The organism is Kordiimonas sp. (genome assembly GCF_048264555.1).
GTDB lineage: Bacteria > Pseudomonadota > Alphaproteobacteria > Sphingomonadales > Kordiimonadaceae > Kordiimonas.
The window spans coordinates 841,290-858,742 of record NZ_JBLXCX010000002.1 but is presented as its reverse complement, the minus strand read 5'-3'; the positions used below and the strand labels follow the sequence as shown (position 1 = coordinate 858,742).

Sequence of the window (17,453 nt, the reverse complement as noted above, 5' to 3'; positions counted from 1 at the left end):
TGGTCAGCTGAAACTTCGGCATCTTGCCATTATGGCGATTTTCATAGATGCACCGACGGATTGGGGCCATAGGTTTGGTCCTTCATCTCATCTGATTTCAGATATTGCTGGTGTTGAAGGCACATTCGAGTTGACCGCTTTTGCGGATCAGATCGGTATGATGCCCGCATGGCTACAACATCGAGGCACTGAAAAAGAACATTTCGATCTTTTTGGGCCGCGGATCGACTGGGCGATTTCTTATGGTGCAGAGCTGGTTCACAGACGGAGAATTGTCACCATCATCCGAGAAAAACGCAGTTTTTATGCGTCGCTCAACGTTTGATGGTCTCGCTATAATCGGGGGACAATTTTTTAAGCCACGCGATCAGGTCAGCCCTGTCTGATAGTTCTGTAAAGGGGCGGAAAGCCATGTGAGTTCCGCGCCTGAATTTCTTCTCTTCAAAGATAAAGCTGTTCAGCCGCTCTGGTGTCCAGATGCCGCTTAGTTTAACGAGCTGTTCGCTATAGCCGAAACCTGGCGAAGAGGCGATCTCACGCCCCACCACGCCGTAAAGGTTAGGGCCAATTTTATTGGCGGCTCCAGCTTTAAAGCTATGGCACGCCTGGCAGGGATGAAACAGGCGTTTGCCGCGTTCCGCATCGCCGTTTTCCAGCGCTTGAAGTAAGGTATCTTCAACCTCAATATTGATTGTGCCGGGCCCCTGAAGCGCGAGAAAACTTACCAGGGCTTCTCTATCACTTGGGTTGTTGATCCCGCGGAAAGACATATCTGTACCCATGGCTACGTGATTGGGGCGCTCAATAAAGCTATTGAGGACTTCGGCTGTCCAGACACCGGAATATTCTTTCAGGGCCGGGCTGTAGTCAAAGTCGGGCAGGGAGGCGATCTTGCGCCCCATGATGCCGTATAGGTTCGGCCCGATGCGGTGATAACCACCTTCTTCAATCGTGTGGCAGTTTTGGCAACGTTTGAAAATCTCGCGTCCGCGCTCAATCACTGCATAGGATGTTTCATCAGCAAAACCGGGTGTGCCGATAAGCAGAAAAATGGTCAGCAAAAGTCGCATCTTGCCCTCCGTTGATAATCTCCAGCAAATCACATGACATCTGAAATGGAAACCATTTAGACTAGGGTGCGACGTTTCGTTCGTTTGAAGAGCTGGGCAGGGTACCGATATGCAGATACTGGATCACATGCGCGAGATAGATGTTTGGGCGCTTTTGTTTTTTGCGGTCGTTATCAGCCTCTATACATTGGTGACAGACCACAGTGCGCTTCGGCAGAGGTCGATCTCTGCGGCAATGGACCGTCAGCGCGATAACTGGATGCAGGCGGCGCGTTTCCGTGAGTTCAGAATGCTCGATAGCTCCATTTTAGGTGTTCTGGTCTCGGGTATCAGTATCTTTGCCTCCACCAATATCTTTGTGATTGGTGGGTTGATTGCGGGCCTTGCCTACAATGAGGAGCTGAGCACCGCCTTTTCGTCCATACCTTTTGCTGAGCCTATCTCGCCGGGTCGGTGGGCTATCAAATTAAGCCTGCTTCTCGGCATATTTGTGTATGCGTTTTTCAAATTCGCCTGGGCAATACGGCTCGCGAACTACTGCGCGATCACTGTTGGGGCTATGAGTGAGCCTGAGGAGGGTGCCACCGATGTTGCTGCGGCGCGCGCAGCGGCGGCTTCCCGCCTTGCGGCCTTGTGCGGCCATCATTTCAACAGGGGGTTGCGGGCTAATTTTTTCGGGCTCGCGGTGCTGGGCTGGTTCTTCAGCCCGTGGCTTTTTATGGTGGGAACCCTGTTTGTAGTGCTCATTTTAGTGCGGCGGGAGTTCTTCTCAGGCGCGCTCGCCGTTATGCGAACCACGCCATAATTTTTCATAAGGATCAGGGCGCTACCTAAAAGCCACACTCGGGTAGGCATTGGTGTGCGTTAAAAAACCTTCACCGCTCGTTAACTCAATTGTCACATTGCCAGCAGATCAAAAGGCAGGCCGACACCACATGGTGTGCGGCCCCATACTCATAACAAATTTGCAGGCTCAGAAAATGTCTTTTGAAACGCAACGCAAGCATGTGCGCCGCACCGCTATGGTGTCCGTCAGCGCTCTCGCTATGATCACCGCCACCTCCGCTTTTGCTGCCGATGTCACCGGTAAGGTAAAAACACAAAACAGCGCCGTCTCGCTTGAGGGCGCTGTTATCAAAATTGAGGAACTGAACCGCCGTGCTTCAACGGGAAGCGACGGTACTTTCCGTTTCTCCAATGTGCCGGCTGGCGAATACACCATTATCGTTTCCTACATCGGTACAGAGCCGATGATGAAAAAAGTGACTGTCTCGGAAGAGGGCGGTCGGCTCGAATTCACGATTGCTGGCAAGAAAGACGATATTGAAGAGATATTTGTCCTTGGCCAACGCGGTAGCCTAAACAGCTCGATCTCAAAACAGCGGGCGTCTGACAATGTTGCGAACTATCTGTCTGCAGACGCTGCGGGTAACTTCCCGGACCAGAACGTAACAGAGGCGGTACGCCGGATCGTTGGTTTGTCGGTGGAATCTGACCAGGGCGAAGGGCGCTATGTGATCATTCGTGGTCTTGATCCCAACCTGAGCTCATCGTCGGTTGGTGGTGTGCGCTTACCGTCACCGGAAGGTGGTGACCGTAAGGTTGCGCTTGATGTTATCCCGTCTGAGCTACTGGAGACGGTTGAAGTTACCAAATCTCTCACACCAGAGATGGATGGGGACGCCATTGGCGGTAACGTTGATATCAAGACGCTTTCCGGTTTTGATAAGGACGGCCTGTTCGTTAAAGCCAAAGTTGAAGGTAGCTATAACCGCCAGCAGGATGAGATTAACCCGAAATTCGGCCTTACGGTGGCGAACGCCTTTAACGAGCGTTTCGCGATAGCGGGGTCCTTCAGCTTTTATAACCGCAAGTTTGGTACAGATAATCTCGAGATCGATGGGGACTGGCTGAATGAGGACGACGAAGATCAGGAAATCGATGCGCTCTACCCAGAGGAACTTGAGTTCCGCGACTATGTGGTGGAACGCCGCCGCATCGGTGCTGCACTGAATCTCGACTTCCGCCCAAATGAAGATCACGACCTATACATTCGCGGCCTCTATTCAGACTTCAAGGATACAGAACACCGCAGCCGCATGGAACTGAAGCTGAGCGACGGCGAGTTTGACCTTGATGCCTCTGATGTTGGCGCTGGATACGTGTATCTGGACGGGATCGAGGCAGACCGTGACATGAAGGACCGTATCGAGACCCAGAAGATTTTGAGCGTCGTTGCGGGCGGTGAAAGCCGGTTTGATGAGCTGACAGCCACATACTCTATTGCCTATTCAAGAGCAGAAGAGGCTGAGCCGGACCGGGTAGATACGGACTTTCAGGGTGAAGACTTCAACGGCGGTGTGAGCTTCCTTGATCGTATGATGCCAGGGTCTGTCTTCAAGTCTCAGGCGGACCTTGACGGCATTCGTGACCTGAGTGCCTATGAGCTTGATACCATAGAGTATACCGACAACATCACGACTGATAAGCAACTCGCCTTCAAGCTGGACCTCGCCTATGACACTTACTGGGGTGATAATCCGGTACAGTTGAAATGGGGTGCAAAAGCGCGCCTGCGGGAGAAGATGCTCGACGCCAACTTCCTTGTTTATGAGGACTTGGGCGACTTCAGTCTCGCAGATTTTTCCACAACAATCGATTATCCGCTTGATTTTGCTATGGGCAATGTGGGCCCCGATAATGGTGCTCTCCGTGACTTTTTCTTCGCGAACCGCAGCGCTTTTGAGTTGAATGCGATTGATAGCGCCCTCGGTGATGAAGCGATCGAATATGACGCATCAGAAGACATCTATGCCACATATATGCAGGGCCGCGTTGACATTGGCGGCCTGCGTATCGTTGGTGGCTTGCGCTATGAATATACGGACTTCAAGACAAACAGTAATTTTGTGTTTGCTGGTGAAGAAGTTGTAATCGACCCGGACACTGGCACACCGGTGCTGGATGAAGATGGTGATCCCGAGACAGAAGACGTGCTGAACGTTAGCCCCGTGAGCCGCAAACGGGACTATGACTATTTCTTGCCAAGCGTGAACCTGCGCTGGGAGCCAAGAGAAAACCTCGTCACGCGTCTCGCGTACTTCCGCTCAGTTGTTCGCCCTAACATCAGCAAGGTCGTGCCGACAGGCGTGATCGAGTATGAAGAAGAGCTTGAGGACGGTGAAGTAGAACGCACCACTGAAGGCGAGATCGGGAACCCTGGCCTTGTACCAATGTGGGCAAACAACCTGGATGCCAGCATTGAGTGGTACCCGAACAACGACGCAGTACTGTCGGTTGGTGTGTTCTATAAGGACATTCACAATTTCATCGTTGACCGCACCCTTGAGGAAGTGACCATCAACGGTGTTTATTTCGATGAGGTTGTGCGGCCTTATAACGGCGACAAGGGCACAATCAAAGGTGTTGAACTGAACTATCAGCAAGCGCTTACCTTCTTGCCTGGCCTTCTTGACGGCCTGATCGTTGGCCTCAACTATACCTATGTTGATAGTGAAGCGGAGATTTTCGACGGCGAAGAAACTCGGGTAATCCCGATGCCTAAAACGTCCAAGAATATCGCCAATATTGTGCTCGGCTACGAGAAGGGCCCGATCAGCCTGCGTGCAGCCATGACATACCGCGATGAATATCTTGATGAGTTGAATGCAGGTGGTTTTGGTGACCGCTATGTGCTTGACCACACACAGTGGGACTTCTCTGCGTCATATGCGATCAACGATAATATCAAGATTTATGGTGAGGTCTCAAACGCCAATGATGAACCATTCCGCGCGGTTTACCGCAACGAAGGTGGCGACTTCCTGATGCAGCACGAACAATATGATTGGACCGCCAACATGGGCGTGAAGGTGAAGTTCTAAGCTTAAGGCGATGAGCTAAAAAGGAAAGGCGGGCACAAAAGTGCCCGCCTTTTTCTTGTTTGCAAGATGAGGTTATTTGCCCATGCGGTCCAGAATAGCTTCCGCTTCATCCATCAACCGGTTCATGCGGTTAATGAGGGTTGTGTATGGTACCTCAGACGCCAGATCGATTTTAGCGTCCTTCAGAAGCTCATACGGGTAGCGCGAGCCACCGGCCTCAAGCACGCCGATATAGTCATCACGTGCGGTTTCGTCGCCCGCCAACATACGCTCAGCGAAGGCAGTGCCACCTGAGATGCTGGTCGCATACTGATAGACATAGAAGTTGCGGTAGAAGTGCGGGATATAGGCCCACTCAATGGCGTAGGCATTGTCAATCTCCATCACGCCTTCATCATGGCCGTGGTACTTCTTCAGAAGCTCAAGATACAGCTCTGTCATCTTCTTGCCTGAGAGGGCTTCACCTTTTTCGGACATTTCATGAATGCGAAGTTCAAATTCGGCAAACATGGTTTGGCGGAAGAAAGTGCCGCGAATACCCTCAAGCGCACGGTCAATGTAATAGAGCCGTTCTGCGTCAGGCAGGTCTTTCGCGAGCATATGCTCCTGCAACAGCACCTCGTTTGTGGTTGAAGCAAGTTCAGCCGTGAATGTGGTGTAGCTGAAGTTCTCATACGGCTGGTTTTCTTTACTCAGCATCGTATGCACTGCATGGCCCCACTCGTGGCTGAAGGTGGAAACATCTTCAAAGCCGCTGTTGAAGTTGAGGAGCACATAGGGATGAACATCGTAAGCTGAGCCAAACATATAGGCGCCGGGGCGTTTGCCTTCCTGTGGGAAGACATGCATCCATTGTCCGGCAAAACCTTCTTTCAGGTGATTGAGGTATTTCTCGCCAAACGGCTCAAGCGACACAAGGGTCATTTCCTTGGCGTCATCCACGGTGAAAGTGCGATCAAGCGCGGTGACCTCCGGGTAGATGTCATAGTAGTGCAGGTCATCAAGACCCAAGAGGCGCTGGCGCAGCTTGAGGTACCGGTGCATGCTGGAAAGATTGTCGTTCGCTGCTTTAACGAGCGCGCGGTACACATCGGTTGGGATATTGCTGCCAGACACAGCGCTTTCGAGCGCGTTTTCATAGCCGCGAGACTTGGCATTAAAGATATGCCCCTGAACATGGGTACCAAGCGTCGCGCCAAACATGGCTTCATAGGTTTTCCACGCGCCCCAGAACGTATCAAACACCAGCTTGCGGTCTTCACGGTTGGAGACAGCGCGGAAGCGGGTGTAGGCAGACTGGTTCAGCATGACCTCTTCACCGCTTGAAAGCGTTACCGTAGGCCAGGGCAGGCTAGCGTTGGTCATCAGGCCATAGATTTGGCCGGGACCAGACAACACATCACCAGCATTTGCCAGCACACCTTCAGCTTCTTCGCCAAGGGTGAATTTTTCCTGCCTGAGCGTATCGCGCAGGTTGAAGGCATGTTTCGCAAGGCCAGGTTCCTTGGCGATAAACTTTTCAATTTTTTTGCTGCCTACCTTAATCAGCTCTGGCGATACAAAGGCCGCTGTCTGGCTGAGAGACGAGAGAAGGCTTTGTGCCAGGCTGCGCCGTTCCTGTTTCTCGGAAACCCGAAGGTCTTCATCGGCGGAAAGCACGGCATACACGAGAAGGCGGACAGCTTCTTTCTGGACCGACGAAATCTTGTCCATGGCGGCAAGCAATGTTTTTGCGTCTTTGCCAAGCTTGCCTTTGTATTCCTCAATGCCCTTCATGTCCTCTAGGACACGTTGGCGCTCGGCTTCCCAGGCATCGGCAGAGGTGTACAGATCGCTCAGGTCCCACTCAATTTTGCTGTTGTTCTCCTGGGCAAATGCAGGCGCAGGTGTCATGGCTGCGCTGACAAGAGCCGTTGAGGCTGCAAGCGCAACCAGTGAATATTTAAACTTCTTGGTAATCCCCATTGGTATATCCTCCCACATTGTTGTTATGCGAACTTTGCGAAAAGCATCGCTTAAGGCAAGATGCACTAAAGTTCATGGGCATGCTAACGGTATTGCGTCATGGTTTGCTATAAACAATAATTGATTGGTAGGTTAGGATAGAATTCTATAATGATTATCTTATCTTGACTGATCGACTGGGGGCGCGCGGGTGACACGTTTTTTCATAATCTGTAGTTTGTTTTTGGGTGCTTTCTCAGGCGTGAATGCCGCATCCCTGCAGGTTAACGTGCAAACGAAAGATGGTGCGGCGGCGGAAAACGCCGTGGTCAGTATCACCCCCATAACACCTGGGCTCATGCTGCCAGAGGTAGAAAACGCAGCCACGATGACCCAAAAGGATACTCTCTTTAGGCCATTTGTGCTTCCGATCAGCGTGGGCACAACAGTTACCTTTCCCAACCTCGATGAATTTCGGCATCAGGTATACTCCTTCTCGAAACCCAAGCGATTTGAACTGCGGCTCTATGGTCAGGACACCACAAATTCCATCACCTTCGACAAACCCGGCATTGTGGCCCTTGGCTGCAACATTCATGACAATATGCTTGCCTTTATTTATGTGAGCGAAGCGCCACTTGTCGGTAAAACGGACGCGAATGGCACGCTTTTGCTTGAGGGTTTACCCGCTGGTGAATACGGGCTCACCGTATGGCACCCTGACGAGAAAAAAGGGAAGGCCGTACCCGTAACAGTCACACTTGATGACGCTGCCCAAGCTAGCGCGCTGATGACCGTTGACCTCAGGTCTGTGCGGCGGGAACAGCAACCGCCAGCCGATGAAGGTTATTGATGATGTTGCGCTTTAAGTTCCAGACCAAGCTGACAATTGTCTACCTTGCTTTGTTTCTGGTGGTCATGAGCGTTATTGCGCTCGCTTTCTATCGCTCGGTCACTCAAAACGTACGCGATCAAATTCAAGGCCAGCTCGGTGCCTCGGCGCGGACGTTTGAACGCATTATCGATGATCGCGTGGAGAAGCTTGCAGCCAATGCGCTTTTGCTTGCCCGTGATTATGGGTTTCGTGATGCGATCAATAACCCGGATGATCAGGCGACTGTTATGTCGGCGCTTCGTAATCACCGGGCTCGGCTTGGGGCTGATCTCGCATATATCGTTGACCTCGACGATGAAGTCATTGCCACCACAGGGTCAGGGGAGGATGAACCCCTAACCGCCGCCATCCCCGATGAGATGAAGGTGATGGCGGAGAGCGACGGTGTTGCCAAGCGTATGGTGGAAATTGGGGGTCGTGTTTATGAGCTGGTTGTTGTACCGGTGCTTGCCCCGATCCCAACAGCCTGGATTGCCTTTGGGATGGAGCTTGACGAAGCAACAGCCCGTGAAATCAAGGCGTTATCGCCAATAGCACTAGAGATTGCCTTTATATACCGCGAGGCTGATGGTCAGTATGCGCTTGCGGGTGCCACGTCAGAGCGGCAAGCCATGACCGAGTTTTTAACTGGCTCTTTGCCCGAGGCTCCGGTGTTTGGTGCTGATTTTAACGGGCAAGACCATCTTTTCTGGCGATTGCCGCTCCATGCAAGTGATGATGCAGCGCAGATTAGCGCGCTCCTGTATTATTCCGTGGATGTGGCGCTTGAGCCGTTTGACCCGCTTGTGGTTGCGATGGTTGGTATCCTGATTGGTGGTCTGTTGCTCCTGATCAGCGGTAGCGTTGTGGTTTCGCGTGGGGTTACCCGGCCTTTGAGACGTTTGGCTGAGGCAGCACAGCGCATCATCGCAGGCGAATATCAGGAGGTTGATGCCCCAACAAAAGGCGACGAGGTGGCTGACCTTACCATGAGTTTCAACCAGATGGTTGGTGCGGTGCAGGAGCGGGAAAACAAAATTCGCTATCAGGCTTTCCATGATAGCGAGACAGACTTCCCGAACCGTCTCATGTTTGAGGAGATGCTGGAAGAGCAGATCGCAAAAAGCAGCTCCTTCGTGGTGATGGTGATCGAAATCCAGCAAGTGCCGGAACTGCGCAGTGTCCTGAACCACAGAAATATCAACGACCTGATGGTGTGTATCGGTGAGCGGCTCAATCAACTTTCTGATACAAGCGTTGCACGCATCGCGACAGAGAGCTTCGCGTTTATCCTTGAAGATGCAAGCGAAGCAGATACCGTAGCGTCCCTCGTGATGAACAGTTTCATGACCCCGTTTGACGTTGCCAGCATCATTATCGATGCACGCGCCAAACTTGGCCTCGTGAAATATCCCGGGGATGGTGACGATAGCGCTGTGCTGCTGCGCCATGCATACGCGGCGCTTGATAAAGGGCGCACCGTTCAAAAAGGTTTTGCGTGGTACGACCCGGATAGTGACAAGTCTCAAACCCAGCGCCTGTCGATGATGAGCGAGTTGCGGGTTGGCCTCAAAAACGGTGAGGTACGCTTTGCCTATCAGCCAAAACTGGATGTGGCGACGGGCAAGGTTACCTCGGTTGAAGCGCTGGTGCGCTGGATAAGCCCGACACGGGGTTTTGTGCCACCTGACGAATTTATTCCGCATGCTGAGCGTACAGGCGATGTGCGACACTTGACTGAATGGGGCCTCGAGGCCGCCGTTAGACAGGCAGCGGAGTGGCGCGAAAAGGGGCTGGAGTTAGCTGTAGCAGTGAACCTGTCGACCAACGACCTGATGAACCAAGGCTTGCCGGGGCAAATACTCCAACTGCTCAAACAGCATAAACTGCCTGCTAGCTTCCTGAAGCTTGAAGTGACCGAGAGCGCCGTGATGCATGATATGGACCGTGCGCTAGATGTTCTCAACATGCTGGCTGCCATGGGCCTTACGCTATCGATTGATGACTACGGCACAGGATACTCCTCACTAAGCTACATCAAGAAACTACCGGTAAGCGAGATCAAGATCGACAAATCCTTCGTCATGACCTTGGCGGAAAATGAGGAAGACAATATCCTTGTGCGGTCTACCATTGAGCTTGGGCATAACCTGGGGCTTAAGGTTACGGCCGAGGGTGTTGAAGACGAGGAATCGGTTAGCCGCTTAAAAGAATACGGTTGTGATACGCTTCAGGGCTATCATATCTCGCGGCCCGTTCCTGCGGCGGAGCTCGAGACATTTCTTAAGGAGGGTGGGTATGTCACCGCCTAGGAGGTCAAGCCTTTGTGGGGTCACGCTGCTCGCTGCATTAGTGGTGGCGGACAGAGCCTCAGCTGAGGGCTTGCCCAGTCTCGACATCGACTTTCTCGCGGATGCACGCCTTTCAATCGCTGACGGCGAACCAAGTTGGTTCAATGACTGGCTCGGCAAGGGCCGTTATGGTGGGGAACATTGGGGCAGTGGCAATGAAGAGAAGTTGCGGCTTGCGGAGTTCTCCGTGCTGGCGAAAGCCGAGATTACCTGGGATATCGGCGCCTTTGTGCATGCCAAATTTGACCCTGAGCAGAATAAGCCGCTGGATCTTGTGGAAGGGTATTTGACCTATCATCCAGCCCCCACATCTGCGCTGGCTTATGAGTTTCGCCTGGGGCTCATGTTCCCGCACATCTCGCGCGAGAATACAGGTGTCGCCTGGACAAGCCCCTATACCATCACACCGTCAGCCATTAATAGCTGGGTTGGGGAAGAGATCCGGGCTCTTGCGGCTGAAGGTAAGGCTACATACCGTGCTGGCGCAAACAAACTATCACTCACTGCGGCAATATTCGGATTTAACGACCCGGCGGGCACGTTGCTCGCTTTTCGTGGCTGGGCGCTGAATGACTATAAGGTGGGCGCTTTTAGCCAACTGCCGCTCGCCCATTTGCCGTCTATCGGGCCTGAATCCGATTTTCTTTCCAAACAACCTTTCTGGGTTCATCCCATCAGCGAGGTGGATGGCCGACCTGGCTATTATCTGGCGCTGGATTGGGACTATGCCAGGCGCTTCAAAACGGGTGCCTTTTATTATGATAACCGTGGTGACCCGGAAGCATTCGAGCGCAAGCAATATGGTTGGGATACCAAGTTCTGGAACCTGTATGCGGAGGCATCACCCGTTAAAGGCTTGACCCTCCTTAGTCAGTATATGACTGGCAATACCAAGATGGGTTTTGAGGAATATGGCGGCATGCGATCCGTCGACGTTGATTTTGAAGCCGTTTTTGCCCTTGCGAGTTATAAGTTCGACAAGAACCGGGTCAGCGCCCGTTACGACTGGTTCGAAACGACAGACAACAGCTTTGTAAGCGAAGACAATAACAACGAATGGGGCCATGCCTGGACCGTGGCCGTGTCGCGAGACTTCCGCGCGAGCGACCAACTGATCCTTGAGTGGCTGCGTCTCGATAGCTGGCGCCCCGCACGCAAAACCATTGGTTATGCGGCAGATCAAGAGCAGGACATTGTCCAGCTCAGCTACCGGTTACGCTTTTAGGGGATACGACCTTAGTCTTTAGCGCCAATATGCGCTGCGTAGCGCTCAAGCCCAGCCTCAAGATCAGCAATCAGGTCGTCCGTATCCTCAAGGCCAATATGCAGGCGCACGAGCGGACCGGGCGCATCCCAAGAGGTAGCACTGCGGCTGCCGTTCGGATCACTAGGTAGAATAAGGCTTTCGTAGCCGCCCCAGCTGAAACCCATCTTGAAAAGCTTCATGTCATCAACGAGGGCAGCCGTATCAGCATAGTCGCCGCCCTTCAGGACGATTGAGAACAGGCCGCTTGAGCCAGCGAAGTCGCGGGCCCACACCTCATGGCCAGGGCATTCTTCAAAGGCTGGGTGCAGCACGGTTGCCACTTCAGGTCTCTCCCGAAGCCAGGCCGCCACTTTCAGCGCATTTTCTTCATGCGCCTTGAGCCTAACCCCGAGCGTGCGGAGGCCGCGAGACGCAAGGAAGGCATCATCAGGCGAACAGGTCTGCCCCAACTGGTACGCGGTGCGCTGCAAAGCCTTGAAGGTACGTTTGTTGGCGGTTGCGCTCCCGAGCATAATGTCTGAATGACCACCAATATACTTGGTGCAGGCATGCACGGATATATCCGCCCCCATCGTGAGTGGGTTCAGAAGAAGCGGGGTCGCCCAAGTGTTGTCAGTGATGACATACAAGTCACGCTTTTTCGCGGCCGCGATGATCGCGGGCAGGTCTTGCACTTCAAAGGTGAGTGAGCCGGGCGCTTCGGTTACTACAAGGCTCGTGTTCTCGCGGAACAGCTCTTCAATGCCAGCGCCGACCATCGGGTCATAATAGGTGGTCTCGATCCCCATCTGGCGCAAAAGGCCGTTTGCGAAGGTGCGGGTGGGCTCATAGGCGCTGTCTGTTATGAGAATATGATCACCAGCCTTCACGCATGCGAGGATCGCGCCTGTAATGGCTGCAATGCCGCTTGGATAGAGCATGGTGCCTGTGCCACCTTCAAGCTCTGTGATGGCTTCCTCGAGCGACCACTGGGTTGGTGTGCCCTTGCGGCCATAAAACAGTTTTTTGGCGGACGGGTCGGCGCAGCGCTCCCGCAGTTCCGCATATGTTTCAAACAAGCAGGTCGACGCCCGGTATACCGGTGGGTTTACAACCCCGTGGCTCCACTCTTTACGGCGGCCGCCGGTCACCAGATAGGTGTCTGTTTTTTGCTTGGTATCCGTCATACTGCCTCCGCGGGTCCTGTCTCGATAGGCAGGCTGATATCGCCGCCCCATTCACTCCAGGACCCGTCATAAATGGCCACGTCGTGTTTGCCAAGGCTTGCGAGTGCAAGTTTAAGCACGCAAGCTGTCACACCAGACCCGCAGGTGGCGATGATGGGCCGGTTGAGGTCAACACCTGCCTCAGTAAATTTGGCACGCAGGGCATCACCGGTCAGCAAGGTATTGTCGTCATCAAATAATGTGTTGAACGGCAGGTTGCGCGCGCCGGGAATGTGGCCGCTGCGTAGGCCTTGCCTTGGTTCTGGCGCTGTGCCTTCAAAACGGGCGGTGGACCGTGCATCGAGTATCTGCTCGCCAGCTTTTCCTTTGGCTTGCAGAACCATGAGGATGTCATCGGCCGAGCGCATGATCTCGGGGTCGAATGTCGCGTTAAATGTGGCGGGTTGGACCCTGGTTTCTGCGTCCGTCAGGGCGCGGCCCTCTGCACGCCATTTCGCGAGGCCACCATCCAGCACATAGACTTTTTTGTGGCCCATGACGCGAAAGTTCCACCACACCCGGGCGGCGGAGCGGACGTCGCTGTCGTCATAGATGACGAGTGTAGTGTCGTTTGAGATGCCGAGCTTACCCGCAATGGCCTGAAATTTATCAAGGCGCTGGAGCGTATGCGGTAGCTGAGAGGCTTTGTGAGAGTTTTCATCGATATCGAAGAAAACGGCGCCAGGTATGTGAGCCTTGGCAAATTCTTCTGCTGCGTCACGCTTGCTGTCTGGCATATGCCAGGACGCGTCTACCGGCAGCAGGGTTGCGTCCACAGTTTGCGTTCCGGGGTCGCCGAGGCGGGAAGCCAGCCATTCCGTGGATACCAGTGGTGAAGCCATCATAGTCTTTTTATCCTGATTTCTGTCAGAAAGAACCGACACTATGGGCTTGGGGCGCCTTGTGCAACGGGACAATTGGCATGGCAGGCTTGCATTTCGCGCATGGGTGCGCGGCTTTTGGCCTGTGCAGAAGGCATAGATGAGCCGATAGGATACGATAAAGGCGTCTGCTGGGGTGCAGACGCCTCTACCTACTCATCCCCGGAACTCTGGGGTCATCACTGGGCCTGGGGGCTCGTAAACTCATGCTGAGCGGAGGGGGCGCTCAGTTTACTCGATACACGCAATACTCAGTTCACAATGTGCCGGCTCGCGAAATCACCGCTTCCTTGCGCTACGAACAACCTACTGAGGAGCGGGTGATCAAACGCTTCGGTTTCGGAACAAACTTCAAGATTGTCTTCCGCCACATATGTTGTGTGTGTTTCACCATCCACCAGTACATGGTACCAGGGGCGGTCTTTTGGCGGGTGCGAGCTAGCCATAATGTCATACCATTCAGGAGACTGGCTATACACCGCATCCACATCATAGATCAGGCCGCGATAGCCAAACCGACGATGGCGAACCACCGTACCGGGGGCAAAACGGGCTTTGTGGAACTGTGCCATTGTTCTTCTCCTACTTGTCGACCTCGTAATTCAGTCATGTTGGTTGCCTGAGTCGACCAGATCACTTCTTGATCTGCTACAAACCACTATACTTGGCGTGCATTAATAAATGCTGAACTAAAAATTCAAAAACGTTAAGGATTTGGTAATTATGTTACAAGGGTTAACGCCCGTGCAGCTGGCGTTTCTCTAGGATACCTGCGGTTTTCCGCGAAAAATCTTTGACAAAACCACCTTGGCACCGCATAGGCAGAGGCAAGACGAATTCATGCAGGATATGTGACATGGGCAAAGAAATTTATGAGGGCCTTGGCCAGCTTGGCGCCAAGGTTGACGCACCCCAAACCCCGGAAGAGGCGGTGCTGGAATATGTACCCAATCCGCGGCCCAAAGCAGACTATCTTGTGCGTTTCACATGCCCCGAATTTACCTCGCTGTGCCCGGTCACCGGCCAGCCTGACTTTGCCCATCTGGTCCTTGATTATGTACCGGGCGAGACACTGGTTGAAAGCAAGAGCCTGAAGCTTTTCCTGCAAAGTTTCCGCAACCATGCAGCCTTTCATGAAGATTGCACCGTGGGCATTGCTGAACGGCTGGTGGAAGAGATGAAACCAAAGTGGCTCAGGTTTGGGGGATACTGGTACCCACGGGGCGGGATCCCGATTGATGTATTTTTCCAGACGGGTGACGCGCCAAAGGGTGTGTGGATCCCCGAACAAGCTGTGCCAACCTATCGCGGTCGCGGTTAGGAGAATCTATCAATGCATCTTTGTTACCTTGCATGCCAGGCAACGCTGCCGGGCTCGCTCACACGCCGTGTTGATGCTTATGAGCATGACCAAATGATGGAAAACCTTAGGGCTGCGTTTGAAGCCAAAGGGGGCAGGGTGACAGCTGTGTCGTGGGATGATCCGGCGGCTGACTGGTCGCTCTATGACGCGGTGATGATTGGCACCACATGGGATTATCATGACCGTCTCGATGATTTCCTGGCTGTGCTGGCTGAAATAGAGACAAAAACAAAGCTCTTTAACAGCCGAAGCCTTGTTGAGTGGAACTGCCACAAGCGCTACCTGAAGGATTTAAGCGAGCGCGGTATCGCCACTATCCCCACGCTTTGGGCTGATGACGCGACACCTGCTGTCGTTGCCTCAGCGTTTGATCAGTTTGGGTGTGACACGCTAGTGGCAAAACGCCAGGTAGGCGCAGGCGGGGAGGGGCAGCATCGCCTTGAACGCGGGCAACCCGTACCGGATATGCCGTCGCCGATGAAAATCCAACCCTTTATGGAGAACATCCTCAAGGAGGGTGAGATCAGTTTCATCTTTATCGGCGGCAAGTACGTCTTCGCACTTCTGAAAACAGCGGCAGAAGGTGAGTACCGCATTCAGAGCTGTTATGGCGGTCAAGAGCAGGTGATCACCCCAGTGGCGGCGGACATTGTGGCGGCTTCCAAGGCTGTGGCTGCACTTGATGAAGTACCTCTTTATGCCCGAGTGGATATGCTGCGCGGTACAGACGGCGAATTGTTGCTGATGGAGTTAGAGCTTATTGAGCCCTTCCTCTACCCAGTGCAGGGCCCTGAACTGGGCGCAAGGGTTTTTGAGGCGCTTGGTGACTTGCTATAAAACATCCGGCTTGAGTAGGTCCTCATCCGGCAGGATGATTTTAACGGCGGGAACCTGAGCGAAACGCTGGGCGTCATCCAAGCTATTAACGTGTTGAATATAAACATCTGTGTTTGGTAGCCCATCAGCCAGTTGCTGGTCGAACTGGTCTTTTTCAAGAGTGACAGCGGTAATGCCATTTGCGCCCAACAGATATTTGAGCTTCAAGGTTTCATACAAGCGAATAGGCCATGAACTATGCATCGGTAGCGAAGTTGCCAAAGCGGTATGAATGCCCAAAGGCTTGAACGGGGCCAAGTGTGACGCGCTGTCTGATTCCACCATTACAAAAGGGCGTTTAGTATACCTTGTGGCCATGACCGCAAGCTGGTGCGCTGCGGTGCCCGCTTCGCTGTAGGCTAGGTCGGCCAAGTTGGTGAAGTTTAGCCAATAATGGGTTTTCTCCCCAAACTCGATCAGTATCGTTTTCAGGCGCAGGGGCGCTGCTTTGGCGCCCGCTTTTGGGTTTGCGACGATAAAGTGTTTGGCTTTTGCGTCGTAGGCGATATCCAGCTCAATACCCGGCGCGCCCTTGGCGACAGAGGCACGTATGGATGCCAGCGTATCCCCCCGAGGTTCCTCGGCATACCCACGGTGCGCCCAAACTTTTTGGGTGCTCACATTATAGTAATGATGGTTTTCAACATCCAAACGGTCATATCGGCTTTGGATCACGTAAAGGCCGAAAATTCCTGCAGCGAGACATATGATCATGTATCGAAGTGGTCTGGGAAGTCTGCCAAACAGGGAAGGTGTGTGTGTCATGCCTCGATTTGCGCCGTTTCTTTTATTTGGCGCGACCTTATCAGGGAATTTTTTTCGGTCAAACATATTGTTGGGGCTACGGGGCAGCTTTGGAAAATTACCGCCGAATGCCTATCTATAAGTTATAAATAGTATTTTCAGGAGGTCTGGATGAATGAGGAGCCCAACTCAACGGAGGAAGCGGCGAAAGGTCGCACCGAGCGCAGGGTGAAATACATCGGTGCCGGGCTCGCAATCGGCGTTGGCGTTGGCGTTGCGCTTGGCAATGTTGCCCTCGGTATTGCGCTTGGTCTCGTGTTTGGTGTGGCGCTTAGCCGCAAGGGCGGGCATGCCGCTTAGGGGATACCAATGAACTTATGTGTTTGCACGCTCAGCCGCCATTTTGGGTGTGCTTTGCAATAAGCGACAGCAGCAACTGTGTTTTCTGCCTGTTTGGGGCTGTCCATGGGTTGCAGGTAGAAGTTCTCAAAATCCAGATGCTCAAACTGGCTTGGCTCACCGCCCTCTTGCGGGAAAACAAGTTTCAGCTCTTGCCCTTTGGTGACAATCATCTCAGAGCCGATTTTCGGGCTGATACACAACCAGTCAATACCCGCGGGGGGCTCAACGGTACCATTGCTTTCAACGGCGATCTCAAAACCGGCTGCATGGAAAGCGCTGATGGCGGCGTCATCAAGTTGCAGGAGTGGTTCACCGCCGGTGCATACAATGAAAGGCACACCACCTGCGGCCTCAGGCCACAAAGCTTTAACCGCAGCGGCGAGGTCGTCAGCGGTTTTAAACTTGCCGCCCCCTTCACCGTCGGTGCCAACAAAGTCGGTATCACAGAACTGGCATATGGCTTTTGAGCGGTCCCTCTCAAGCCCACTCCACAGGTTACAGCCAGCAAAACGGCAAAACACAGCCGGGCGCCCGGCGTTCGCGCCTTCGCCTTGCAGTGTGTAGAACATTTCTTTGACCGTATAGACCATGG

General features: G+C 53.3%; 16 protein-coding genes. 9 read left to right on the top strand and 7 right to left on the bottom strand.

The annotated features are described in order from the left end of the window. The first annotated feature begins 31 nt into the window (after nt 1-31). Entirely contained in the window at nt 32-325 is a 294-nt protein-coding gene (locus ACN0XZ_RS09125) for a DUF4031 domain-containing protein (protein ID WP_417457427.1), read from the top strand. Here the strand turns inward: ACN0XZ_RS09125 and ACN0XZ_RS09120 are convergent. Continuing rightward, nucleotides 315-1,070, bottom strand: a complete 756-nt coding sequence (locus ACN0XZ_RS09120) for a c-type cytochrome (protein ID WP_417457426.1) — start codon at nt 1,068-1,070, stop codon at nt 315-317. The two genes, ACN0XZ_RS09125 and ACN0XZ_RS09120, sit on opposite strands and share 11 nt — an antisense overlap. A gap of 109 nt (nt 1,071-1,179) precedes the next feature. Here ACN0XZ_RS09120 and ACN0XZ_RS09115 point away from each other — a divergent pair, with 109 nt between their 5' ends. Then, a complete protein-coding gene (locus ACN0XZ_RS09115; protein WP_417457425.1) occupies nt 1,180-1,875 on the top strand; it encodes a DUF599 domain-containing protein in 696 nt (231 codons plus the stop codon). A gap of 175 nt (nt 1,876-2,050) precedes the next feature. Continuing rightward, the gene (locus ACN0XZ_RS09110; RefSeq protein WP_417457424.1) at nt 2,051-4,954 is read left to right on the top strand and encodes a TonB-dependent receptor; all 2,904 of its coding nucleotides are present in this window, start codon (nt 2,051-2,053) and stop codon (nt 4,952-4,954) included. A 72-nt stretch (nt 4,955-5,026) separates the two neighbouring features. Here ACN0XZ_RS09110 and pepF read toward each other — a convergent pair whose 3' ends face one another. Beyond that, on the bottom strand, nt 5,027-6,919 hold the full coding sequence (pepF, locus tag ACN0XZ_RS09105; RefSeq protein ID WP_417457423.1) for an oligoendopeptidase F: 1,893 nt from the start codon (nt 6,917-6,919) through the stop codon (nt 5,027-5,029). A gap of 190 nt (nt 6,920-7,109) precedes the next feature. Here pepF and ACN0XZ_RS09100 point away from each other — a divergent pair, with 190 nt between their 5' ends. Genes ACN0XZ_RS09100 through ACN0XZ_RS09090 form a run of 3 tightly spaced genes read left to right on the top strand, consistent with a single transcriptional unit; the run spans nt 7,110 to nt 11,348 of the window. Continuing rightward, a complete protein-coding gene (locus ACN0XZ_RS09100; protein ID WP_417457422.1) occupies nt 7,110-7,751 on the top strand; it encodes a methylamine utilization protein in 642 nt (213 codons plus the stop codon). Beyond that, on the top strand, nt 7,751-10,084 hold the full coding sequence (locus ACN0XZ_RS09095; RefSeq protein ID WP_417457421.1) for an EAL domain-containing protein: 2,334 nt from the start codon (nt 7,751-7,753) through the stop codon (nt 10,082-10,084). The genes ACN0XZ_RS09100 and ACN0XZ_RS09095 overlap by 1 nt, the downstream gene beginning before the upstream one ends. After that, nucleotides 10,071-11,348, top strand: coding sequence for a hypothetical protein (locus ACN0XZ_RS09090; protein WP_417457420.1), 1,278 nt, complete (start codon nt 10,071-10,073; stop codon nt 11,346-11,348). The genes ACN0XZ_RS09095 and ACN0XZ_RS09090 overlap by 14 nt, the downstream gene beginning before the upstream one ends. 11 nt (nt 11,349-11,359) lie before the next feature. On the opposite strand, the gene metC is transcribed toward ACN0XZ_RS09090, so the two are convergent. The 3 genes from metC to hspQ form a co-directional block, all read right to left on the bottom strand. Next, nucleotides 11,360-12,556, bottom strand: coding sequence for a cystathionine beta-lyase (metC, locus tag ACN0XZ_RS09085; RefSeq protein ID WP_417457419.1), 1,197 nt, complete (start codon nt 12,554-12,556; stop codon nt 11,360-11,362). After that, nucleotides 12,553-13,440 carry a 3-mercaptopyruvate sulfurtransferase gene (gene sseA / locus ACN0XZ_RS09080; protein ID WP_417457418.1) on the bottom strand — a complete coding sequence of 296 codons (888 nt, stop codon included), beginning with the start codon at nt 13,438-13,440 and terminating at the stop codon, nt 12,553-12,555. Before sseA ends, metC begins: the two co-directional genes overlap by 4 nt. A gap of 287 nt (nt 13,441-13,727) precedes the next feature. Further along, on the bottom strand, nt 13,728-14,048 hold the full coding sequence (gene hspQ, locus ACN0XZ_RS09075; RefSeq protein ID WP_417457417.1) for a heat shock protein HspQ: 321 nt from the start codon (nt 14,046-14,048) through the stop codon (nt 13,728-13,730). 284 nt (nt 14,049-14,332) lie between these two features. Between hspQ and queF the strand changes: the two genes are divergently transcribed. Both queF and ACN0XZ_RS09065 read left to right on the top strand, forming a co-directional pair. Then, nucleotides 14,333-14,797 carry a preQ(1) synthase gene (queF, locus tag ACN0XZ_RS09070; RefSeq protein WP_417457416.1) on the top strand — a complete coding sequence of 155 codons (465 nt, stop codon included), beginning with the start codon at nt 14,333-14,335 and terminating at the stop codon, nt 14,795-14,797. Between the two features lie 12 nt (nt 14,798-14,809). After that, complete coding sequence (locus tag ACN0XZ_RS09065; protein ID WP_417457415.1) at nt 14,810-15,676, top strand: ATP-grasp domain-containing protein; 867 nt, start codon at nt 14,810-14,812, stop codon at nt 15,674-15,676. Here ACN0XZ_RS09065 and ACN0XZ_RS09060 read toward each other — a convergent pair. Next, complete coding sequence (locus ACN0XZ_RS09060; protein WP_417457414.1) at nt 15,671-16,390, bottom strand: hypothetical protein; 720 nt, start codon at nt 16,388-16,390, stop codon at nt 15,671-15,673. The two genes, ACN0XZ_RS09065 and ACN0XZ_RS09060, sit on opposite strands and share 6 nt — an antisense overlap. Before the next feature lie 240 nt (nt 16,391-16,630). Here ACN0XZ_RS09060 and ACN0XZ_RS09055 point away from each other — a divergent pair, with 240 nt between their 5' ends. Further along, nucleotides 16,631-16,819, top strand: coding sequence for a hypothetical protein (locus tag ACN0XZ_RS09055; protein ID WP_417457413.1), 189 nt, complete (start codon nt 16,631-16,633; stop codon nt 16,817-16,819). On the opposite strand, the gene queE is transcribed toward ACN0XZ_RS09055, so the two are convergent. Then, nucleotides 16,816-17,451 (bottom strand): 7-carboxy-7-deazaguanine synthase, encoded by a 636-nt coding sequence (gene queE / locus ACN0XZ_RS09050; RefSeq protein WP_417457412.1) that lies wholly within the window; start codon nt 17,449-17,451, stop codon nt 16,816-16,818. The genes ACN0XZ_RS09055 and queE overlap by 4 nt on opposite strands. Nucleotides 17,452-17,453 lie beyond the last annotated feature (2 nt).